18 protein-coding genes and 1 pseudogene are annotated in these 23,070 nt (G+C 60.0%); 12 read left to right on the top strand and 7 right to left on the bottom strand.

The genetic code is table 11. The features are described 5' to 3' along the window. Positions 1-67: 67 nt before the first annotated feature. The 3 genes from gabT to EB815_RS13330 are packed head-to-tail and all read left to right on the top strand — an operon-like array spanning position 68 to position 3,565. Positions 68-1,372 (top strand): 4-aminobutyrate--2-oxoglutarate transaminase, encoded by a 1,305-nt coding sequence (gene gabT, locus EB815_RS13320; protein ID WP_056566384.1) that lies wholly within the window; start codon positions 68-70, stop codon positions 1,370-1,372. Next, positions 1,369-2,823 (top strand): NAD-dependent succinate-semialdehyde dehydrogenase, encoded by a 1,455-nt coding sequence (locus EB815_RS13325; protein ID WP_056566242.1) that lies wholly within the window; start codon positions 1,369-1,371, stop codon positions 2,821-2,823. The genes gabT and EB815_RS13325 overlap by 4 nt, the downstream gene beginning before the upstream one ends. 52 nt (positions 2,824-2,875) lie before the next feature. Next, the gene (locus EB815_RS13330) at positions 2,876-3,565 is read left to right on the top strand and encodes an SDR family NAD(P)-dependent oxidoreductase (RefSeq protein WP_056566245.1); all 690 of its coding nucleotides are present in this window, start codon (positions 2,876-2,878) and stop codon (positions 3,563-3,565) included. Positions 3,566-4,156: 591 nt separating this feature from the next. On the opposite strand, the gene EB815_RS13335 is transcribed toward EB815_RS13330, so the two are convergent. Then, positions 4,157-5,218: an aromatic ring-hydroxylating oxygenase subunit alpha gene (locus EB815_RS13335; RefSeq protein ID WP_081295164.1), complete on the bottom strand. Its 1,062-nt coding sequence runs from the start codon at positions 5,216-5,218 to the stop codon at positions 4,157-4,159. A gap of 620 nt (positions 5,219-5,838) precedes the next feature. After that, positions 5,839-7,236, bottom strand: coding sequence for a PLP-dependent aminotransferase family protein (locus EB815_RS13340; RefSeq protein ID WP_056566251.1), 1,398 nt, complete (start codon positions 7,234-7,236; stop codon positions 5,839-5,841). A 118-nt stretch (positions 7,237-7,354) separates the two neighbouring features. Here EB815_RS13340 and EB815_RS13345 point away from each other — a divergent pair, with 118 nt between their 5' ends. The 9 genes from EB815_RS13345 (at position 7,355) to EB815_RS13385 (ending at position 18,531) form a co-directional block, all read left to right on the top strand. After that, positions 7,355-8,674 carry a hydroxymethylglutaryl-CoA reductase, degradative gene (locus tag EB815_RS13345; RefSeq protein WP_081295165.1) on the top strand — a complete coding sequence of 440 codons (1,320 nt, stop codon included), beginning with the start codon at positions 7,355-7,357 and terminating at the stop codon, positions 8,672-8,674. Between the two features lie 17 nt (positions 8,675-8,691). Beyond that, positions 8,692-10,041, top strand: a complete 1,350-nt coding sequence (locus tag EB815_RS13350) for a CaiB/BaiF CoA transferase family protein (protein ID WP_081295166.1) — start codon at positions 8,692-8,694, stop codon at positions 10,039-10,041. Continuing rightward, the gene (locus EB815_RS13355) at positions 10,042-10,794 is read left to right on the top strand and encodes an enoyl-CoA hydratase/isomerase family protein (RefSeq protein ID WP_056566254.1); all 753 of its coding nucleotides are present in this window, start codon (positions 10,042-10,044) and stop codon (positions 10,792-10,794) included. It begins immediately after the preceding gene. A gap of 2 nt (positions 10,795-10,796) precedes the next feature. After that, positions 10,797-11,819 carry an ABC transporter permease gene (locus tag EB815_RS13360; RefSeq protein ID WP_413814117.1) on the top strand — a complete coding sequence of 341 codons (1,023 nt, stop codon included), beginning with the start codon at positions 10,797-10,799 and terminating at the stop codon, positions 11,817-11,819. Between the two features lie 62 nt (positions 11,820-11,881). Further along, positions 11,882-12,856, top strand: a complete 975-nt coding sequence (locus tag EB815_RS13365; protein WP_171883289.1) for a sugar ABC transporter substrate-binding protein — start codon at positions 11,882-11,884, stop codon at positions 12,854-12,856. 68 nt (positions 12,857-12,924) lie between these two features. Beyond that, positions 12,925-15,039 carry an ABC transporter permease gene (locus tag EB815_RS13370; protein ID WP_056566261.1) on the top strand — a complete coding sequence of 705 codons (2,115 nt, stop codon included), beginning with the start codon at positions 12,925-12,927 and terminating at the stop codon, positions 15,037-15,039. Next, positions 15,036-16,178 carry a hypothetical protein gene (locus EB815_RS13375; protein WP_056566264.1) on the top strand — a complete coding sequence of 381 codons (1,143 nt, stop codon included), beginning with the start codon at positions 15,036-15,038 and terminating at the stop codon, positions 16,176-16,178. The genes EB815_RS13370 and EB815_RS13375 overlap by 4 nt, the downstream gene beginning before the upstream one ends. Then, on the top strand, positions 16,175-17,677 hold the full coding sequence (locus EB815_RS13380) for a sugar ABC transporter ATP-binding protein (RefSeq protein ID WP_056566267.1): 1,503 nt from the start codon (positions 16,175-16,177) through the stop codon (positions 17,675-17,677). Before EB815_RS13375 ends, EB815_RS13380 begins: the two co-directional genes overlap by 4 nt. Further along, a complete protein-coding gene (locus tag EB815_RS13385; protein WP_056566271.1) occupies positions 17,677-18,531 on the top strand; it encodes a hydroxymethylglutaryl-CoA lyase in 855 nt (284 codons plus the stop codon). The genes EB815_RS13380 and EB815_RS13385 overlap by 1 nt, the downstream gene beginning before the upstream one ends. A gap of 12 nt (positions 18,532-18,543) precedes the next feature. Here EB815_RS13385 and EB815_RS13390 read toward each other — a convergent pair. The 5 genes and pseudogenes from EB815_RS13390 to EB815_RS13410 form a co-directional block, all read right to left on the bottom strand. Next, positions 18,544-18,950, bottom strand: a pseudogene (locus EB815_RS13390) (hypothetical protein). Continuing rightward, positions 18,944-19,207: a hypothetical protein gene (locus EB815_RS13395; RefSeq protein ID WP_056566274.1), complete on the bottom strand. Its 264-nt coding sequence runs from the start codon at positions 19,205-19,207 to the stop codon at positions 18,944-18,946. The pseudogene EB815_RS13390 and the gene EB815_RS13395 overlap by 7 nt, the downstream one beginning before the upstream one ends. Before the next feature lie 77 nt (positions 19,208-19,284). After that, positions 19,285-20,811: an ABC transporter permease gene (locus EB815_RS13400; RefSeq protein WP_056566277.1), complete on the bottom strand. Its 1,527-nt coding sequence runs from the start codon at positions 20,809-20,811 to the stop codon at positions 19,285-19,287. After that, positions 20,808-21,845 (bottom strand): quaternary amine ABC transporter ATP-binding protein, encoded by a 1,038-nt coding sequence (locus tag EB815_RS13405; RefSeq protein WP_196772398.1) that lies wholly within the window; start codon positions 21,843-21,845, stop codon positions 20,808-20,810. Before EB815_RS13405 ends, EB815_RS13400 begins: the two co-directional genes overlap by 4 nt. 144 nt (positions 21,846-21,989) lie before the next feature. Next, entirely contained in the window at positions 21,990-22,955 is a 966-nt protein-coding gene (locus EB815_RS13410; protein ID WP_056566281.1) for a glycine betaine ABC transporter substrate-binding protein, read from the bottom strand. Positions 22,956-23,070 lie beyond the last annotated feature (115 nt).

Genomic DNA, 23,070 nt, shown 5'->3' on the forward strand with positions numbered 1-23,070 from the left:
GATGGGGCCGGCCACTTGAAGCGCCGCGATGGCGCCGCACCATAACAAACTGTCCAAGGAGATACCCATGTCCACGAACGCTGCCTTCACGGCGCGGCGCGCTGCCGCCATTCCGGCTGGCCTGTCGAAACATCTCGACGTCTATATCGAGAAGGCGGAGAACGCCGAACTTTGGGACGTCGAAGGCAAGCGCTACATCGATTTTGCCGCCGGCATCGCCGTCAACAACACCGGCCATCGCCATCCGAAGGTGGTCGAGCGCGTGCGCAACCAGCTCGACAAGGTCACGCACACCTCGTTCCAGACCACACCCTATATCGACTATGTCACGGTCTGCGAGAAGCTGAACGACCTGGTGCCGGGTGACTTCCCGAAGAAGACTTTTCTCGTCTCCACCGGCGCCGAGGCCGTGGAAAACGCCGCCAAGATTGCCCGCGTCGCGACCGGTCGCTCGGCATTCGTCGCCTTCTCCGGGGCTTTCCATGGCCGCACGCTGATGGCGATGACGCTGACCGGCAAGACCAATCCTTACAAGGCCGGCTTCGGTCCGCTGGTACCGGATGTCTTCCACCTGCCGTTTCCGATCCCCTATCACGGCATTTCCGAGCAGGAATCCCTGACCGCGCTCGACCGCTTCTTCCGCTCCGAGGTCGACCCGACGCGCGTCGCGGGCATTTTCGTCGAGCCGGTGCAGGGCGAGGGCGGTTTCTACCCGGGGCCGGTCACCTTCCTGCGCACGCTGCGCGAGATCTGCGACAGGCACGGCATCCTGCTGATCGCCGACGAGATCCAGACGGGCTTCGCCCGCACGGGAAAAATGTTCGCGATGGAGCATGCCGGCGTTGCCGCCGATATCGTCGTCATGGCCAAGGGCCTTGGCGGCGGCTTCCCGATCGCTGCCGTCACCGGCCGCGCCGATATCATGGACAAGATTCCGATGGGCGGCGTCGGCTCCACCTTTGCCGGCAATCCGCTATCATGCGCGGCGTCGATCGCCGTGCTGGAGATCATCGAGGACGAGAAGCTGATTGACCGCGCCAACGAGGTCGGCAGACGGCTGAAGGCGGTCTTCGAGGGTTGGCAGGAGGGCAACGAGTTTTCCTGCATCGGCGAGGTGCGCGGCCTTGGCGCCATGGTGGCGATCGAATTCGTGCGTGACCGCGAGACGCGCCAGCCTTGGCCTGAACTGGTGAAAGCCATCACGCACACCGCTGCCGAAAAGGGCCTGCTGCTGCTCTCCTGCGGCGTGCACGGCAATGTCGTGCGTGTGCTGACGCCGCTGACCATTCCCTTCGACCATCTCGACGAAGGCATCGCCATCCTCAAGGACAGCCTGCGGGCAGCGCTGGAAAAGGTGGAGAGCGGACAATGACACTCGCGCTGCTTCACGACCAGGCCTTCATCGATGGCGCCTGGGCCGGGGCGGACACAGGCGCGACCTTCGAGGTTCGCAATCCGGCGACTGGCACGATTATCGCGCGCGTCGCCGATCTTGCGGCCGCCGACGTCGAGCGGGCGATCCTGGCGGCCGAGCGCGCGCTCGTGGACTGGCGCCAGCGCCCGGCCAAGGAACGGGCCAAGCTACTGCGCGCCTGGTTCGACCTGATCACCGCCCATACCGAGGACCTTGCCCAGATGATCACGACCGAGCAGGGCAAGCCCCTCTACGAGGCACGCGGCGAGGTCGCCTTCGGCGCCTCCTTCGTCGACTGGTTCTCGGAAGAAGCCAAACGCGTCTATGGCGACGTCATCCCGTCGGCCGGTCGTGACCGGCGTTTCATCGTGTTGAAACAGCCGATCGGCGTTTGTGCTGCCATCACGCCCTGGAATTTCCCGCTGGCGATGATCACCCGCAAGGCGGCGGCCGCACTCGCCGCCGGCTGCACCATGGTCGTCAAACCCTCGGAGGAAACGCCGCTGACGGCGCTCGCAATGGCCGAGCTTGCCCGGCAGGCCGGCATTCCGGCCGGCGTGCTCAACATCGTGCCGTCGAAGGACGCCGCCGGCATCGGGCGCCTGCTCTGCGAGCATCCGGTCATCCGAAAACTCTCCTTCACCGGCTCGACAGCAGTCGGCAAGCTCCTGATGCGGCAGTGCGCCGATACGCTCAAGAAACTGTCGCTGGAACTCGGCGGCAATGCACCGTTCATTGTCTTCGACGACGCCGACCTCGATCTCGCCGTCGCTGGTGCTATCGCCTCGAAATTCCGCAATTCCGGCCAGACCTGCGTCTGCACCAACCGCATTTATGTGCAGGACGGCATCCACGCTGCCTTCGTGGCAAAGCTGACCGAGCAGGTTGCTAGCCTGAAAGTCGGTGACGGCGCCGCGCCGGAGGTGGTGCAGGGGCCGCTCATCAACGCGAAAGCCGTGGCGAAAGTGGCGGAGCTTGTCGGCGACGCCGTGGATCGCGGAGCGCGCATCGAGACTGGCGGCAAGCCGCATGCGCTCGGCGGTACCTGGTTCGAACCGACGGTGCTGAGCGGAATGCAGGCGCCGATGCGGCTGGCTCGGGAAGAAGCCTTCGGTCCGATCGCTCCGGTCTTTCGCTTCAAGGACGAAGCGGAAGTCATCCGCCTCGCCAACGACACGCGCTACGGCCTGATGGCCTATTTTTACGCCCGTGACGTCAACCGCATCTGGCACGTCCTCGAAGAGTTGGAGTTCGGCATGGTCGGCATCAACGAAGGCCTGATCTCCACCGAGCTTGCCCCTTTCGGTGGCATCAAGGAAAGCGGTTTCGGCCGCGAAGGCTCCAAGTACGGCATCGAGGAATATGTGGAGCTGAAATATGCCTGCTTCGGCGGACTGAAGGTGGGGTGAGGCATGGCGCTTATTATTCGCCAGACAGGAGCAGGGCCAGAAAGGGACTAGGATGCCAGATCGAAAAGTCGCTCTCGTCGTCGGGGCCTCGCGAGGGCTGGGTCTCGGGCTCGTTCGTGCCTTCGTGTCACGCGGATGGGAAGTGATCGCGACCGTACGCAGCGCGCATGGCCACGGCGCCCTGGAAACCGTTGCCGGCGATGGGCTGGTTTCCATAGCGCACATGGACATCAACAGACCAGAAGACATAACGGCCCTTCGCAAGACGCTCACGGGGCGCGCGCTCGACGTTTTGTTCGTCAATGCGGGCGTTGCCATCGACCCTTCCATCGCCGTGGAAATCGTCCCGACGCAGGACTTCGTGGACGTCATGGTCACGAACGCGCTTTCTCCCCTGCGCGTCATTGGAGTGCTCCACGATCTGGTCGATCCCGAAGGCGTTGTCGCAGCGATGTCTTCGGGCATGGGCAGCATCAACGACAATGCCGGCGGCGGATGGGAGATCTATCGCGCCAGCAAGGCGGCCCTCAATCAGATGATGAAAAGTTTCGCGATCCGCAAAGGAGACGGGCGAACCTATATCGCCATGTCGCCGGGATGGGTACGCACGGACATGGGTGGCAATGGGGCGCCGCTCGACATAGAGACGAGCGCCGCCGGCATTGCCGAGACACTGATCGCCCGTTCGGGCGCTGGTGGCATTCATTTCGTCGATTTCCGCAACCAACCTCTTGCTTGGTAGCGCTGCGCAGAGGGAGTGACGTCGCGCGCAGTTGTTTCTGTCCACAGTGCGTCGCTCGGCCTTGCCGATCATCGTGCTCGCGCTGCTGGCTCTCATCGCTAAAAGCTTCGCCGGGCCATACCAGGCCGTTTCTTTCCGGCTAGTCTAGCGGTCGATCGGGTAACGGCCCGACTTTGCCAGATCCAGGCACGGCCAGCTTAGCGCCGCGTTTCGGTCATTCAGCTTGTCTTGGATCTTGCCGTACAGCAGACGTATTCCACGAAAACGCTGACCGATTAGCTAATGGCGAAACTTCAGGTTTTTCGTAAAACTATTGATTACACCTTCCGAAGCTCAGCGATCGGCCCGCGGGCTTTTCCGCTCGATGGGCATCATTTTTCGGACTGATCCTAAAATGTACGGACAGCGCGCGCTAAACTTGGTCGTCAAAGCCGCGTTCGCCGATCTGCTCTCCACTTTGAGCGAGCTCCGATTGCCGCGACGCTCGTAACTCGTCTTACCGTGGCCGCCCGATACTCTCGACTGGCACCGGGGGCTCGTGCCGGCCCCGAGCCGGAGCACTCTCCGGCGGACAGGGAACGCCAGGGGCTGTCACAGTCCCAGTGCCGCGGCGACCCGTTCCTGGAAATACTGCACGCCCCGCTCATGCCGCCCCGAGAGCGGGCCGGAGCTATAGGCCCCTGCGGCATAGTTGCGATGCGTATCGGCGCAGATGGTGTAGTCCTCGCGTACCACGGCCAGAGTGCCTTGCACTGATTTCGCCCTGCTCTCGGATGCTTCAGCAGCGATATCGGCAAAGAAGAAATGGTAATGCTGGTCTGTGTGATGCGGTGAGGTCGGATTGATCCGGCTAACGTTCATGCCGCCATCGAAAAGCGACAGCGTCCAGTTCGGCCACATCCAAAGCCATTTGCCGCGATAGAACAGACCGTCTTTCGGCGGTGCGGTCATCCGGACATAGCCGGGATGGGCGGTGGTCTGGAAAGCTTCGAAGTCGATGGCAGCGTAGAACGAGGGATGCGTGCCAGGGATGTGGTAGCCTTCGACGAAATTGTCGGTGTAGATCTTCCAGTTCGCCGCAAAGCTGACAGTGGCCTGATCGGTGGCGGCATAGGTCTCCAACGGCTCGTCCGCCAGTTCGGCGGGCAGAGAGCCAAGTTGATCCAGAAGACTTTCCTTCGGGTCGAGTGCCGCGAAGAGCAGCCCGCGCCATTCGGACAACTGCACCGTCTCCAGCGGCCAGTCTTCGGCGATGATCGCGGGATCCTTGCCATACCATGGGGCCTGCACCAGCCGTCCGGTGTCGGCAAAGGACCATTTGTGATAGGGACAAACGATCAACCCACATTTGCCCGTGCCATCGGCCAGAAGTTTCGCACCCCGGTGGCGGCAGACGTTCTTAAATCCGCGCAAGGTCCCGTCCCGGCCCCGGATGGCGAAGATCGGCGTGCCGGCGATGTCGATGGCAAGGTATTGACCTGATGTCGCGACCGAGGCGACAGGCCCCATGAACTGCCAGGTGTGCGCGAAGATATTGCACCGCTCCTGCTGCCAGATATCATCGCGGACATAGAGCGACGGGTCCAAGTTCAGGTATTGCACGGGCGGAGTGTCGAGTGGCGGGTGGTCGGGTCGCAAGGTATCTGGCGTCATAGGCTAACCTCCAGTTGCGGCAATCCTGTCGTAAGCGGGGCGACATCGCAAGGGAACTGGCTCTGCTGCGCACAGCCTGTAAGCCAGCGTGCAATTTTGCTCTAACGCAGATTTGCTGGAGTTGCGGTTCATCTCCGACACTGAAATCGTTTCTGAAATCATGCTGTCCATCGATGGCTCGGCGCGGGGCGAGGAATCGCTTGCCTATAACCGGTATACTGGGCCGGAATTCATGGAATGGCTGGCGCAGAAGAGCACCCAGCCGCATCGTACACTGATCGGCCGCAAGACTCTTGATGCTTTGAGCGGCGTACCCGAAGCCTATCAGGATGACGAAGGCGTCGAGACGGACGAGCAGCTTGCCCTCCTGCACGACAACCATTGCGACGAAATACAGGGCCATCACTTCAGCAAACTGATCAAGTCGAAGGCCATCGAGGATTTGCTCGCAGCCAGAATGCCGTGCCTTAACCAATTACAAATCCGCGCCAAGGCGCGGACGCGCTTCGTACATGACTGTGCGGAGCCTTTCCGCGCGGCGGTCGATGGCGTCATCGGTCCATTCGTGGCGGCACCAATGCCATGTGGGCGCCGGGCACCTGTTGTGCCGATGCCCAAGACTAGGAGAGTTTTCGCAGCAAAAAGTCGAAAAATCTTTCGTCATCCGCCCGTGAGACATTTATGCGGATCCCGGCGGCCATTGGACTCTGTTTGTCGACGCAAAAGACGCTTCCAGGCGCTATGAAAATGCTTTCCTTGGCGCCCAGTCGGGCGAGTTCTATGTCGTCGATCCCTCCGGGCAGCATGAGATAGAGGTAGTAGCCACCGCCATTGCCGGCGAAAATCGAATAACCATTCCGGCTGAGCGCTGAATGCACGCGAGTTGCTGCCGTCTCGATGCGTTGGGCAAGGCGCTTGAGGTGGCGATCATAGTGGCCTTCCGATGTCAGGCGGTGAAGGAGCCGTTCTACGTGGCCAGAACTGTTCACTGTTGTCAGCATCTTGAGTTCTGCAAGTGCGGCGACCTTGTCGGCGCGGCCTGCGATATGGCCTGACCTCAAGCTCGCGGACAGGGTCTTGGAAAAGGTGCCGATCGAAATCACGTGGTTGAGTTGGTCGAGCGTTGCAAGCCGATTGGGAGGAACGAGGGAGAGATCCGCAAAAGGATCATCCTCGATGATGGTTACGTTGTGCTTCGCCGCAACCGTGAGAATAGAGTGCGCGACAGACAGACTGATGGAGCCGCCGGTTGGGTTGTGGCCGATTGACTGCGTGAAGAACAGTTTCGGCCGTTCCACCGAAACCTTCTCTGCAAAGTCTTCGATATCTGGTCCGTCAGGCAGGCGCCGGACGCCAATGACTCGGACCTGCGCCAATTTGAGCTTGGCAAAGAGAGGGTAATATCCGGGCTCATCAACGAGCACGACGTCGCCAGGTGCCAGGAACGCCCGAACGACAAGATCGAGCGCATGATTGGCACCGAACGTGAGCAGGATTTCCTTTTCAGTGGCTTGAATGTGTTGGTTCACCAGGCGTCGCGCAATCTGCTGCCGCAGAGGAGGAAAGCCCCAGGCGGACCCGTAGGCGTCCGCCCCCGGGGAAGGGCCTCGACCGAACAACCCAAGATGACGCCTTATCTCGGACTCCTCGGTCCATGCCGGGGGCGGGCGGCCGTCACCAACTCGAATCTCGAAACTCTCCTCCAATTGCGCATTGAGAAGCGAAGCGATGTCGACGGCTTCCGATACGTGCTTTGGCCTCGTTCCGTTCGTTTGCGCAGTCTTGCTGACCGTGAATCCGGACCGTGCCTTCGGCGTCACATGACCGGATGCGGCCAATCTTTCGTAAGCCTCGACAATGGTGTTCTTCGACACGCCGTATTCGCGGGCCGCATTCCTGATCGAAGGGAGCTTGCTTCCTGGCGCCCGGTTGCCCGACGCAATGTCCTGGACCAGCCGCGCTGCGACATTCTCCGCAAGAGTTTCACCGGATTTGCCGCTTGGATTTGTCGCCCTCAACGTCGCCTCCTATGGGTACAGATTCAGACAAATTCTGCAATCTGTACCTTTCGAGAGATGGTAACAATGATCATGCTTGTTTCAAGAAGAAAAATTACACATCGCGTGGGAGGCGCCTGTGACCGATACAGAAAACGGCAGAACGCGTTCCGCCATAAATTCGCGCATCGAGAACCTGCGGAATCTCTCACCAGCTGAGAGACTTGGCCGGGTGGGCGATGTGATGTCGCTCACCGATACCGAACGCAGCGTTTTTGCAGGCGGCGGCCTCCCGATTGCGCTGGCCGATGGCATGATCGAGAACGTCATTGGGACATTTGAGCTGCCGATCGGCGTGGCCACAAATTTTACAATCAATGGCCGAGATTACCTGATTCCGATGGCCGTCGAAGAGCCATCGGTCGTGGCAGCAGCGTCGTACATGGCCCGTCTTGCCCGCAAGAGTGGTGGCTTCTTCACCTCGAGCACCGGACCGATCATGCGGGCACAGGTGCAAGTTCTTGAAGTGCGCGACCCGCACGGCGCGCGGGCCCGCATCCTGAGGGAACGAGAGGCGATCATTGCCGCTGCAAATGTCAAGGACAAGGTCCTGATATCGCTTGGCGGAGGGTGCCGCGATATCGAAGTACATGTGTTTGATCAGACGGCTGCCGGCCCCATGGTTGTCGTTCATCTGATCGTCGATGTGCGTGATGCCATGGGCGCAAACACGGTCAATACGATGGCTGAAGCCGTCGCGCCGATGATTGAAGCGATAAGCGGCGGCGTGGTGCGGCTGCGCATTCTGTCAAACTTTGCCGATCTTCGCATCGCCCGCGCAATGGTAACGGTCGCCCCCGAAACGCTGCAGACCGACGAGTACAAGGGTGATCGTATCGCCCGCGGCATTGTCGAAGCATGTGCCCTTGCGATCGTCGACCCCTACCGCGCCGCCACCCACAACAAGGGCATCATGAACGGCATCGACCCCATTGTGGTCGCCACTGGCAATGACTGGCGCGCCATAGAAGCGGGCGCGCATGTATGGGCTTCGCGCTCAGGCCGCTACACCTCGCTGTCGACATGGGAAATCGATGCCAAAGGCCATCTTGTCGGTACTCTGGAAATGCCCATGGCTCTGGGCCTTGTGGGTGGTGCTACAAAGACCCATCCGGCAGCCCGTGCCGCCCTCAAGGTCCTGGGCGTCGAGAGTGCTCAGGAACTTGCCGAGGTGGCGGTGGCAGTTGGGCTCTCGCAGAACATGGGAGCGTTGCGTGCATTGGCCACCGAGGGCATCCAGCGAGGCCATATGGCGCTGCACGCCCGCAACATCGCAATTGTGGCCGGCGCAACCGGTGATGAGATCGACAGAGTGGCGTCGACGCTGTCAGCGAATGATGACGTGCGCGTCGATCGCGCCAAGGATGTACTTGAGCTGATCAGGGCGGAAAAGGTCTGAGATCGTGCGATACCGCGATGCTGAAAAATCATTTGCGGTCGGTCGGCGATGCGGCGACCGGCAATGTTCATTGCGCGATCCAAAAATCCGGGCAGATATCTCCCAGGCCTGTTTTCCGGGAGAATGACGTGACCGAAACACTTCAGAATGACGCGATTCCAACACGGACGGGCCCCCTGAGCGGGTTGACTGTTCTCGACATCACACGTGTCGTCGCCGGCCCGTTCTGCTCGATGTTGCTGGCTGACCTTGGTGCGACCGTGATCAAGGTAGAGCATCCGGACGAGCCGGACTACGCGCGTGGCTTCCCGCCTTTCGTCGGCGAAGAGAGAGAGGAACTCAGCGCATTTTTTTCGCAGTTCAACCGCAACAAGCTCGGAATTACGATCAATCTCAAATCCGCTGAAGGTAAGGCGCTTTTAAAAAAGCTCGTACGCCGAGCCGACGTCCTGGTCGAGAATTTTCGACCGGGAACCATGGACAAGCTGGATCTCGGATACGAGGTGCTCAAAGCCGAAAACCGCAAGCTGATCTATACCGCGATCAGCGGTTATGGTCGCAACGGCCCAAACGCGTCAAAGCCTGCCTATGACAACACCGGGCAGGCTTCAGGCGGGTTGTGGTCGATGAACGGCTACGCGGACCGGCCTCCGGTTCGCGTGGGCACCATTATCGGCGACCTCGCGGCGTCCTTGTATGCTGCCATAGGCACTCTTGCCGCCCTGCGCGAGGCGGAAAAAAGCGGCCTCGGACAGGTGGTTGACGTCTCACAGCAGGACTCTGTGCTTACGCTGACGGAAAATGCCGTTGTCCGCTACACGGCGAAGAACGAGATCGCGTCACCACTGGGCAATGAACATCCCTTCGTGCGCCCCTACGGCCAGTTCCCCTGCAAGGATGGTTACGTGTTCTTCGGCGGCTACACGGACAAGTTCTGGGCCATCACATGTGCTCTGTTCGGCGAGCCGGACAAGGCGTGCGACCCTGCGATCGACACGATGGAGAAGCGCTTCGATCCAAGAGTGGCGGAGACGAAGGTCAATCCGCTGCTTAACCGCTGGTTCAGCCGCTACACCAAGGCCGAACTGGAGGAAATTGCGGGCGACAAGATCCCGCTGAGCGCGATCAAGACCATTGCGGAAGTCGTCGAGGATCCGCACATCGCCGCGCGGAACATGATCGTCAAAGTTCCAATTGCCGGCAAACTTATCGGCATGTTTGGGCTGCCGATAAAGCTTTCGGGAGCGGTTGAGGCCGCGCCCCAATCGGCGCCCGCGCCGGGAGAGCACAATGAACTGATCCTTGGGAAATTGGCAGGCCTTTCTCCAGAGGAACTGCATGCGCTCAAGGCCGGGGGAGTGATCTAGATGCCGATTGATCTTGCCCAAGACGGTTACGTCGCCACTGTCCGGATCAATCGACCGGAGAAGCTCAATGCGTTGACCTTGGCCATGTATGAGGATCTAGGCCGCGCCTTCAAGGCCGCCAAGGAGGATGATGCCATTCGGGTAGTCGTCCTGGCGGGCAGCGGCGAGCGCGCCTTCTGTGTCGGAGCCGATCTAAAAGAATCCATTCCGGCGCTTGCCGCGGATACTTTCGACATCTCTGCCTGGGACCCGGCCCATATTAAGTTTCCCGGGTTCTTCAAGCCGATCATAAGCGCGATCCGGGGCATGTGCTTTGGCGGTGGCTTCGAGATCATGCTCGCGACCGATATCCGGATTGTGGCGCATGACGCCATTTTCCAGCTGCCTGAAGCGACGCTCGGTTTTGTGCCTGCCGGCGGGACGCTGGTGCGCCTCGTCAGGCAGATCGGTTACGCTCACGCGATGGAGATCATGTTGACCGCGAGGCGTTTTACGGCGGCCGAGATGCTCGCCAAAGGCGTGGTCAATCAGGCGGTGGACAGCCAGGACGTCGAGCGCGTCGCTCTTGAAACAGCGCACCATATTGCAAGCCTGAGCCCAACCGCCGTCCAGACGATCAAGGAAGCAGCACTCACATTGCAGGATCTGCCGTTGACAGAGGCGTTCCGCCAAGAAGCGATACTGGGACAGCGGACTTTCAGGAGCGACGATGCCAAGCGTGGCCTTGCTGCTTTCGCCGGAAAGGGGAAGTGACCGTGTCCAGCACCCCTCAAAACCTGGCATCGAATGCCGCGGGCAAAGGCGTCGGCCATCGCATAGGCGTGACGCAGGAACTGATCGTATTCCTGGTCTCGATCGCTCTCTTCGCCTATTTCTCGATCACGCTCGACAACTTTCTCAGTCGGGACAACATCCTCAATCTGATCCGAAATGTCGCCATGCTCGGGATGCTGAGCCTCGGCATGGCTGTCGTCGTGATCGGCCGCGGTGTGGATCTTTCGCTGGTCGCGGTGATGGCCGTGTCGCTGACGTTCTCGATTGTTCTCGCCAACCAGGGCTACGCCTTTTCAACGGCTTTGGTGCTCGGCCTTGCATTCGTGATCGTCGTCGCGATCGTCATGGGCTTTCTGATTGCCTATGTCGAAATCCCCGCGATCTTCGCAACGCTTGCTGTTTCCGCGATCGTTTACGGACTGGGGCGCGGCGTGATCGCCACGCTCGATGTCAACAATGTGCCGGACAATCTGAGCTGGTTCCTGTTTCTGGGGCGCGGTAGCTTTCTAGGCATCCCGATCCCGATCTGGCTTTTCGCGGTGTGCGCCGCCGCCCTCTATTTCTTTCTTCGCAGGACAGGATTCGGACGGTTCATCTACGCTATCGGCGACAATATCTCGACCGCACGGATCACGGGTATTCCCGTCAGGCCGGTCATCATTCTTCAATACGTGCTCTCGGGCGTGATGGCCTTCCTGGCCGGTTGCGTGACGGCGGCCTCCGTCGCCAGCATGAACATGAGGATGGTCAATTCGACACTCATCTACGACGTTCTGCTGGTGGTCATTCTGGGCGGCATTGGTCTCACTGGTGGACGAGGGGGGGTCCGCAACGTGCTGGTAGGCACGATTCTGATCGGCCTCCTGCTCAACGGTATGACGATCCTCGACATCTCTTACACCGTCCAGAACCTGGTCAAAAGCACGGTGCTGCTTGGCGCCTTGATTGTGGACGCACTCCTCAACCCTCGCGATGAACAGACGTCGCAGCAGGGAGATATCTGACGCTCAATATCATCCAACGGGAGGAAACCAACATGATGATAGCAAAGTATGCCGCGGCAGCGGTGGTGGCCGGCATTCTCTCACTTGGAGCTGCCCATGCGCAGGACGGCATGGTCGACGAATTGAGACAGCCGACGCTTGATTCACTCGCCGGCAAGAAGGTCGTCTTCGTGCCGATGTCCATGAGTTTCGATCTGCCGGAGGGGTGGGCGGCGATCATGCAAAAGGAGGCGAAGCGGCTGGGCTACACCCTCGATATCCGCGACGCCAACTGGAGCACGGACACCGGCACGCGTGCATTGACCCAGGCAATCACCGAGAAGCCCGACGTCATCGTGGTGCAGAATTTCGACGTTGCATCCTACGCCCGCACGCTGAAGAAGGCCGAGGACTCGGGCATCAAGGTGATCCAGGTCAACATGAAGTCAAGTTACCAGACGGACGCCTTTGTAGGGGCGGACTGGTATGGCATCGGCCAGTATGCTGCCAATCGCATGATCGAGAAGTGCGGCAAGGCGAGCGGCAAAAGCGGCAAGATCGCGATCATCCAGGGGCCGGCGACAGCAGCGGCCAGCGTCTATCAGCTCAATGCGATCTCCGAGACGCTGAAGGGTCATGACGACATCAAGATCGTTTCCAGCCAGACCGGCGACTGGGATCAGTCGAAGGCACGCGGTATCGCACAGACGGTGATCCAGCAGAATCCAGACCTGTGTGGCATCATCGGGTTTTGGGATGTGATGGACGCCGGAACCGGCGCCGCGATCCAGGAGTCCGGCAAGGATATTTATCTCATCACATCCGGCGGCGGCAACAAGACGGCATGCCAGGGCGTGGAAAACGGAACGTTCAAGGAGGTCATTTCCTACGACGTCGAAGGCCAGGGGCGCGATCTCAACAACGCGATCAAGGTGTTGCTGCAATCGAAAGAAGCGGCAGGCGCCGTGAAGTTCGCGCTGTACACGCCAAACAAGATCATCAGTAAGGAAACGATGTCGACGAACAGCTGTTGGGATCTGGATCAGCTCAAAAAGTAATTTTGTATCGGGTCACCGCGTGGAAACGCGGTGATCTTCCCGACAATGTCTGCAGTTAGGATTTTAAGATGGAAGCGATCGAGCGCCTCTATTTTCGCTATTTTCCGGAAAAGGTGCTTGGCGAAGTGCTGACCAAGCGCTGGAGCGACAACGCCGTTCCCGTGCTTGCGACGATCATGACGATCAGCTTTTTTCTCCTCCAGAATCCGCATTTCTTCACGCTGTCGAGTCTAACGGAGACGTCGCGCCAACTGTCGGAATTTTCGCTGGTCGTCGTCGCCATGGGCGTTGTGCTGCTGGCGGGAGGCCTGGATCTCTCGGTCGGCAGCGTGTTTGCCCTGGCCAACATCACGGCCCTTGTTTGCATCACCATACTGGAATGGCCGGTCTGGGCCACCGTGATAGCCACCTTGGCTGTCGGCGCCCTGTGCGGGGCGGTCAATGGCTTCCTGATTGGCTATTTGCGGATCCGCGCATTCCTGACAACGCTGGTCACGCTCATCATCATTCGATCGATCGTCGATATCATCCTCCTGCGTTACGCGGTTCAGATATCGGCGGTTTTCCCGGAGTCCGATCTCTGGTTCTTTATCGGAGAAGGCGAGGTCCTTGGCATTCCCTTCTCGTTCCTCGTCGCCATCGTCGTCATAGGGCTGTGGCACGTCATTCTCACCAGGGCGCGCGCCGGATGGCATATTACGGCTGTCGGCGGCAGCCGTCGTTCCGCCTACAATGCCGGCCTGCGGGTCAAGTTCACCATCTTCACCACCTATGTCTGGTCGAGCGTGCTTGCGTCGTTGGCCGGCGTGTTCTTCGCGGCACGCCTCGGCAGCGCCGGATCAGATACCGGAGTCGGCCTCGAAATCGCGGCGCTGACCGCGGCCGTCCTTGGAGGCAACAGTCTGGGCGGCGGCCGTGGGTCGGTGGTGAAATCCGTACTGGGCGCGGTGGTCGTGCTCATTCTGACCGACAGCATGGTTCGCGTCGGTATCAGCGGCGGCATCAGTTCCATGATCCTTGGAATTGTTCTGCTCGTCGTGGTGGCCATCGACGTCCGTTGGCTGAAGAACCGGCACAAGCTTCTGAACAAGGTGTATGTGTCACCCGGGTATTTCCGTCTCCCGGCACTTCCAGAGACCGACCCGGGATCTGACAGTCCCTACGCACTCAACGATCGGCTGAAGGATGTTTCGCTCATCGGCAAGGGCGAGATCGAAGGCCCGGAGGACGTCATTTTCGATCGGAACGACAATCTCTATTGTCCAAATCGGCACGGCGACATCGTTCGCTTCTTCGCGCCTGACTACACCAAGTGGGAGATATTCGTTCATATTGGCGGCCATCCCCTTGGCCTGGCCTTTGATGCCAACGAGAACCTGAATGTCTGTATTGGGGGGATGGGTCTCTATCAGGTTTCGCCGGATCGACAGGTCACGAAGCTGACCGACGAGACCAAGCGGACGGTCCTGTCGGTGATCGACGATTCCCGATTGAAGCTTGCCGACGACCTCGACATCGCGCCGGACGGCCGCATCTTTTTTTCTGAAGCAACCATCCGTTACGACATGCACGACTGGGCGACAGATGCGCTGGAGAGCAGGGGCAACGGCCGCCTGATCTGCTTTGACCCACGCGATCGTTCGACCAAAACGATCCTCAGAAATTTGCAATTCCCAAATGGGGTCTGCATGGCCGGCGACGGACAATCGTTTTTCTTTGCCGAGACCTGGGGCTGCCGTGTAAATCGATACTGGTTCGACGGTCCCAAGAAGGGCACGTGCGAAACGACGATCCCGAATCTTCCGGGGTATCCCGACAACATCAATCGAGCCTCGGATGGAAGTTTCTGGGTGGCTCTTGTCGGCATGCGATCGCCGGCTCTCGACCTGGCGATGAGAATGCCGTCGCTGCGCAAACGCATGGCCAAGCGTGTCGCCCGCGACGAATGGCTGTTCCCGAACATCAACACGGGGTGCGTGCTCAAATTCAAGCCGAACGGCGAAATCGTGGAATCCTATTGGGACCTTGGAGGCAAGAACCACCCGATGGTGACGTCGATGCGCGAGCACAAGGGATATCTGTATCTCGGCGGGCTCTACAATGATCGGATAGGCCGTCTCAAGCTGCCCGACGCTGATCCAACCTGGACGTCACAAGCGTCCTATTGGGGAGCAAACGCATGAACATGTCTGGTCGCATCGGCAGTATCTTCGACAAGTTCATGGGTGGGCGCGGCGATCATTCCATCACGGTTCCGGTCATGGATGGTGCGCTCAAGCCCAACAACTACCTGGAGCGCATTGCCAGCATCTCGATGATAGATGGAGCGGACAATCTGACGATTGCGAGGGGGCAAATGCTGCTCACGTCTGGCAATCAGCTGGTTGAACTTCACGACAACGGAAGTACCTCCATTCGGAGCACTTACGATACCGAGATCACCTTCCTATCCGCATCACCGCAAGGGGTCCTTGCCGTGGGCTTGGACAATCTTGGTATCGCGATCGTCGGTGGTCGGCATGACGGCAAGCGACTTGCCGCGAATCTGTCCGGCCAGCAGCTCAACTGTCCAACGGCAGCCGTTTTCCTGGATGAGGACACGCTGGTCGTTTGCAATGGTTCGAGCGCCCATTCGGCCCTCGAATGGAGCCGGGACCTCTTGAATCTTGGCCGCAGCGGAAGCGTCGTGAGAATTGATCTGGGAGCCGGAAACGCGAGCCTCATCAAAGGAGGCCTGGGATTTCCCTCGGGCATCACCGTAGCAAGGGACGGCAAGCTGGTCATTTCTGAAGCCTGGAAACATCGCCTTTTGGCGCTGGACGTTGTCGACCGCAGCATCGCAACGGTGCTTGCGGATTTGCCGGCATATCCCGGACGGATTCAGCCAGCCAGCCAGAATGGATACTGGCTAACGATGTTTGCGGTCCGCTCCCAGCTGCAGGAATTTGTGCTGCGCGAAAACCGCTACAGGCGCGAAATGATGGAAACCATTGCGCCGGAATATTGGATCGCACCTACGCTTTCGAGCGGACGCAGTTTCAAGGAACCGCTGCAAGCGGGTAGCGTCATCCGACTGGGCATCCACAAACCCTGGGCACCGAGCCGTTCATATGGCCTCCTGCTTCGTCTCGATGACAGCATTCAGCCCATTTGGAGCGCCCACAGCAGGGCCGATGGCCGCCGGCATGGCATCACATCCTGTGTTGAAATCCGCGACAGGCTGTTTATCACCTCCAAAGGTCGCGGCGAAATCCTTGCGCTCGATCATCTCTCTCCGACCGAGCCGGACGACCTCTCGGTTCTCATGGGGTCGGCGGCATGACACCGATTGTCGAACTCAAGGCCGCTACAAAGGATTTTCGCGGCAATCCCGCTTTTTCGGACGTCGATTTTCAGCTGCTACCCGGCGAGATTCATGCGCTGCTCGGCGAGAACGGCGCCGGGAAGTCGACACTGACGAAGATCATCGCCGGAGTCTATCCGCTCAGCAGCGGCAAGATGTTCATTAACGGCCGTGAGGAGAAGCTCGCAACGCCCGCTGAGGGGCTCGCGAAAGGGATAGCCATGGTCTACCAGGAAAACAGCCTGGTTCCATCTATGTCGGTCGCTCAGAACATTTATCTGGGAAAAGAGAAGCCTTTGAACCGGCTTCGCGGCATTTATATTTCCGCTCAGCAATTCCTCCAGTCCCTGAACTTCCACGTTGATCCGTCTGCCATCGTAGGCTCTTTAGGCGCCGCACAGAAGCAGATGGTCGAGATCGCGCGAGCGGTGCATCACAAGGCAAAGGTAATTATCTTCGATGAGCCGACGGCGACCCTCACACCGGAGGAAAAGAGCTACTTCTTCAAGCTGATCAGGAAGCTGAAGGACGAGGGGGTCTCCATCATATTCATTTCGCATGCGCTTGAAGAGGCGCTCATGGTTGCGGATCGGATTACCATCCTGAGAGATGGCAGGCTGGTGGCCTCGGACAAGGCCGCCGCGTTCGATCGGCAGAAGATCATTCAGGCCATGGTCGGTCGAACGCTGACAGATGAGATCTACAGCGGTGCCTCGCGCATGCGCGCTCCAAGGCCGCGTGGCGCAAAAGTGCTCTCGGTGGAAAATCTCTCGATGGGCAATATGGTGCGCAACACATCGTTTTCGCTGTATGCGGGGCAGGTGACCGGGATTTTCGGCCTGGTCGGCTCCGGCCGGACCGAGACGCTGAAGGTGGTATCCGGGGTTCTGAAACGTGATTTCTTTCATGGCGGAGAAGTCAAGATCGATGGCCAGTCCAAGCGCTATCTGGTGCCCGCGCCGGCTGTGCGCGACGGCATTGTCTATGTGACCGAAGAGCGAAAGGCGGAAGGCTTCTTTGAGACGATGAGCATTGCCGAAAACATCTACATGGGCCAGCTCGGCGGACAATCCTTTGGCGGCTTCAACATCGTGTCCATGAAGCAAGCACGATCCGTTGCCGATGAATGGCGTAAACGTCTCAATGTGAGGGCCATCGACCCGGACGCGAAAGTCATCGAACTGTCCGGCGGCAATCAGCAGAAGGTCGTGATTGCCAAAGCGCTCGTCCAGAAGCCTAGACTTGTGGTCTTCGATGAGCCGACGCGCGGCGTCGACGTCGGCGCTATCGCCGAAATCCATACCTTCATAAACCAGCTTGCTGACCAGGGGATCGCAGTCGCGGTAATCTCGTCTTACTTGCCGGAGATACTAAGCCTTTCCGACCGCATCCTCATTGCCCGCCAGGGCAAGATCGTCGAGGAAATGGACCGCCGGATTGCCACGGAAGAAACGATCATGTACGCGGCCGTCCATTAATGAGCGGCGATCGCAAGGTCACGATTGTCGAGGTGGGCCCTCGTGACGGCCTGCAAAACGAGAAAAATATCGTCTCGACCGAGGACAAGCTGAAGCTCATCCGTCTGCTGGCAGATGCCGGTCTCTCTCGTATCGAGGTCACCGCGTTCGTCTCGCCAAGATGGGTGCCCCAGATGGCCGATCATGACGCGGTGATGCGACGGGCGCCGGCGCGGAAAGGCTTGATACGCTCCGTGCTGGTGCCCAACGAGAAGGGTGCCATCGCCGCGATTGCCGCGGGCGCTGACGAACTGGCCGTCTTTACCAGCGCCTCGGAAACTTTCGCGTCCAGAAACATCAACTGCACCATAGCTGAAAGCCTGGAACGATTCGTGCCGGCGATAAGCCTCGCGAGGTCGCACGGCATTCCAGTTCGCGGCTACGTGTCTTGTGCCGTCGATTGTCCTTACGAGGGCGAAATCGCGCCCGAAGCAGCCGCAATGGTTTCTTCGCAACTGATGGACCTGGGTTGCCATGAGATCTCGGTAGCGGACACGATCGGCCGGGGATTGCCGGAACGCGTAAGTCTCATGCTGGAACGCGTGCTCGACCGGGTTCCAGCACCGATGGTAGCCTGCCACTTCCATGACACTTCCGGTCGAGCTCGTGCGAATGTGGACGTCGCGTTGGATTGGGGCATTGCTACGTTCGATAGTTCCGCGGGCGGCCTAGGGGGCTGTCCTTATGCTCCAGGTGCTGCAGGCAACATTGGCACCGGAGTTATCAACTCCCATCTAACACAAAAAGGTTACGCGACGGGAGTTGATCCCGACGGACTTCGACTTGCTGAAGAATTTGCTCGTAGCTTGAGGTAGAGCAATCACCCGCTAACTGTTTGTTTTCGTTGACGAGATGACTTCCCCTCCGGGCCCACCACCAGACGCACGACTCGATCCATCCTGCACCGCCAGCCGAACCTGGGGATGCCTCGCGCGAATAGAGCTCGGCATGATCGATATCGTCATGACCGAGAACGTCCATAAGGCCTCTGCTTCGGCCAGACAAACCCCGAGCGATTTGCTCAGTCCGTGCGGCGTCAGGCCTTTTGGGAGGGCGGCGAGCTTGCACCAATGCGCCATCCCCGTCAGCGACTTGGCGGAGAACGCCTCGCCATTGCCGTTGACCAGGACAGTCTCGCCGCGCCTATCGGCCGCATCCGGTGACCCCTCTGGTCCCAACGCAGACCCGCGACGTCGCCGCGACGGTTGCCAAGCCAAAGTGCAAGCCCTAGCAAGTGCGTGCCGCGGTGCCGAGCGGCCAACGGTTTTCGAATTGCGTCATCGCTTCGCGCGACCACGCTTTCCAGCCGGAATAGGCGGGCCGCCATTCGACCGCCGCTGTGGGGTCGATTTCGATCCAGTCTTGGGGTAGTGCGACATAGACCAGCTTGCGTATGCCCACCAGCAGATGCCTGGCCTCGAGAACATACGACGTATAGGAGCGGGCGCACCGGCCGCCGATCGTCTCTCCAAGGCCGCCAAAAGCGGACATCTTCAAGTCGAGGCCACAGGGTTGGCTGCTTCATTTCAAACGTCTTAACACCGCGCCCACATCCATTTATGCGAGCCCTACCTGGTTCGTCCCTGTACAATCCGGTCAATGATCATGGCGCACAGTAGGATCGCGAAGCCTGCCATAAGGCCCTGCCCCACGGCTGCGTATTGAAGGGCGTTCAAGACATCCTCGCCTAGGCCCTTCGCGCCGATCAGCGATGCGATGACAACCATCGAAAGGCACATCAGGATCGTCTGATTGATCCCAGCCATGATGGATGGCATCGCGAGCGGAAGGTCCACGCGTGTCAAGACAAACCATTTCGTGGCACCATAAGCTTGCGCTGCTTCCCGAATGGCCGGAGGGACGCCTTGCAAGCCAAGCGCGGTCAAGCGCACTACGGGCGGCGTACCGAAGATCAGCGTGGCTATGACTCCGGGCGGCTTACCAATGCCGAACAAAGCAATGACCGGGATAAGATAAACGAAGGCGGGCATCGTCTGCATGAAATCGAGCACCGGCCGCAGCGCCGTGTAGACGCGCGGCCGGCGCCCGCACCAGATGCCGAGGGGGATGCCGATCACCAGGCAGAGGATCGCGGCTGTGCCCAGCAGAGCGACTGTTTCAAGGCTCTTTTCCCAGAAACCAAGGACGGCGAGATAGGCGAGTGCCGCGGCGGTGAAGATAGCGACGCGCGGCCCGGCTAGTTGCCAGGCCAGAATGAGGATGATCGCCATGGTCACAGGCCACGGCATTCCCGTCAGCGCGTAGGACAGCCCGTCCAGCACCAGGGAGATGGCTCCGGTTATCGCACCAAAAAAGCCTTCTCCAGCATGGGAAATCCCCTCCATCAGCCCATCCAGGGTCGAGGACAGGGCAGCCTGCCAGTCGCGATTTGACGGCGCGACCGTAAGCCAGGCGGCCGGCGCCGCCCCGGCAAAGCGATAGGCTGAGAACCCGTAAGCCAGAATGCAGAAAACGAGAGCGCACAGCGAAAGAGGGTAGCTGATTCCGTGCCCCATCGTGGGCGTCGATCGCCATCGCGCAAACCGTCGCTCAAGCAACCGGTTGGCAAGAAAGCCGCTCGCAAGCTTGGCCAGCAGCAACGTGAAGAGGCCCAACCCTATCAGCAGGGGGGCCTTCCCCTTGGCTGCGTCCGCCTGCGAATTCGCGGCGTCTGCCGCCTTCTGCAGGGCTGCCGCCGACGATTTCAAGCCCGCGGCATTGTCCGCTCCCGCTGCCTCCGCGGCCTTTGCCTGTTCTTCGCGTGCTGTCGCCTGCTTGGTCAGCCGCTCGGCGCGTGCCTGTTCGGCCGTGCCAAGGTTGCCGGCGACGCCAACGCCGATTTGCACGACGGCGAACATCTCGAGGAAAAAAGCGATCCAGAACAGGACCACGATGCCACGGGCGGCGGCCCATACCGGCCCGAGCAGGGCTGCAGTGACATTGAACGGCCAGACGGAGTTGCGCGCGCGCCTTATGCGCGCGAACGCATCGACATAATAGGCCGGGTTTTGAACAACGAATTCCGCGACGAGACGATTCTCCGCCGATCGATCCTGCTCGAGCGGCTGTTTGGAAACCGGATCATAGGCGTTCACGACCGTCCGCCCTTTCGCAACCCTTCCAGAAGGACCTGCCGGTCGACGATACCGCCAACGACCCCGTCGCCGTCTATCACCGCGAGCGGCGCGGCATCTCGCGCCGCGAGTTCCACAAGCTCGCCCAGTGGCTGCTGGGAACTCACCTTGCGCAATCGCTCTAGGTCCAGCCCTGAAGGGTTCCGCCTTCTGAAGCTCTCGACAGGTTCCATGATGCGACCGGCGGTGATCACCTTCAGCCGCGATATGTCCGCGACGAACTTGGCGACATAATCGTGCTTGGGAACGGTGACGATATCCTCGGGCGTGTCGATCTGGATGATGACGCCATCCTTCATGATGGCGATGCGGTCGCCGATGCGGATCGCCTCGTCGAGATCGTGGGTGATGAAGACGACCGTTTTGCCCATCGAACGCGACAACGCCAGGAATTCATCCTGAAGCTGCCGCCGGATCAAGGGGTCGAGCGCGCTGAACGGTTCGTCCATCAGGAGAATCGCCGAATCCGCCGCGAGCGCGCGGGCCAGCCCTACGCGCTGCTGCATGCCGCCCGACAGTTCGTGGCAATAGCGGTCGCCCCAATCGGAAAGATTGACCTTGGCGAGCGCTGCCTCGGCAACATCAAAACGCTGCTGCTTGCTGGCCCCCTGGATCTCCAGGGGAAGCGCCACGTTGTCGCGCACGGTCCGGTGTGGAAGCAGCCCGAAACTCTGGAACACCATGCTGATCTTGCGCGACCGCAGCGCCCTCAGTTCGGCCGGAGCTTTCGCCATGATGTTCTCGCCGTCGACGAAAATCTCTCCGGCGGAAGGTTCGAGAAGGCGGTTGATGTGGCGGATCAGCGTCGATTTCCCGCTGCCCGACAGGCCCATCACGCAGAAGATCTCACCCGGGCGGACCGATATGCTTACATCGGCTACGCCCACGACGCAGCCGAAGCGCTTGATGACTTCGTCCCTGTCCAGCCGATCGCGCTGGATGGCTGCCATTGCCTCCGGCGCGCGGGCGCCGAAGACCTTCCAGACCCCCCTCATCGCGATCGCGGTAGCGGCCGGATGAAGGTCAGTTTTCAACGATAAGGCCATACCAAGGGGCGCCCACGATTATCCCATCTGATTTATCTTCAGGCTGCCAAGGACCGGTCAGCCAGCGGGCGCAATTCCAGCGCTTCGCGACGATCAGCGGCCGAACCACTTTGCGACGTCGCCGGGGTGAGCCTTGATCCACTCCTTGGCCACCTCGTCGGCAGGCTGCTTGTCGACGATGATCGCATAAGCCCATTTGCTGATGTCGTCCGGATTGAACTGGGTCCGCTCCAGCGCGGCGGCCAGATCGGGCTGACGCTGTGCAAGCGAGGCAGCATAAGCGACGTGCACGGTGGTGTCAGCATAGGCCGATGAGACTTTCGACTTTTCGAACCATTGAGGGTCATCGTTGGGCTGCACGACGACAAATTTTGCCGGATCATTTTTCGGCTCGGTCAGGAAAGCGAGCTTGTAGCGGGCGAAATTCTGGTGCGGGCTGTAGCAGTAGCCGACCCATGGCTTGTCGGCTTTCGCGGCGCGGTCGAGCGAAGCTGCCGCCACCGCCTCGTCGGTCACCTGTAAGTCGAAGAAATCGGCAAAGCCGTAGTCGCGGGCCCGAACCTTCTCGATGTTGGTCGATTGCCAGCCCGATGCGCCGATCCACATTTCGCCCTTGCCGTCGCCATTGGTATCGAACAGTTTGGCGTTGTCGGGATTGGCGAGGTCGGAGACATCCTTGATGCCGTATTTGTCGACGGTGACCTGGGTGACGCAGTAGCCTTGCTTGGCCTCGTAGCCGTTCTGCGCCAGCTTCACGGTGCCGGCACCCTTTACGTATTTGTCGACCAGGCCCTGCTGATTAGGCAGCCAGACGTCCGGCCAGATGTCGACCTCGCCCTTGTTGCGTGCCATCGCCTCCCAGATCACTGGAACAGCGGTTGTGGTGACGGTCGAGATGTCCAGCCCGAGTTCCTGCTCGGCGGCGTCCTTGATGACGTTCATGACCGCCGTCGCGGTGGCGTAGTTAGGATCAGGCATCGTAACGTCAGCGGCGATCGCCGATGAGACGGGCGCGAGAAGCAGGACGCCGAAAGCTCTTTCAAGAAGGTGGTATTTCATGTCGTTCCCCAATCGAAGTTGCGCTGAATTCGTTTCAGTCTATTCAGCAGGTTAGCGGAACGTGCAGCCAATCCGTCCTAAATTTCCTCGCATTAGGAAAAACGATGGACCGCAT

This window comes from Mesorhizobium loti (genome assembly GCF_013170705.1).
Taxonomy (GTDB): domain Bacteria; phylum Pseudomonadota; class Alphaproteobacteria; order Rhizobiales; family Rhizobiaceae; genus Mesorhizobium; species Mesorhizobium loti_D.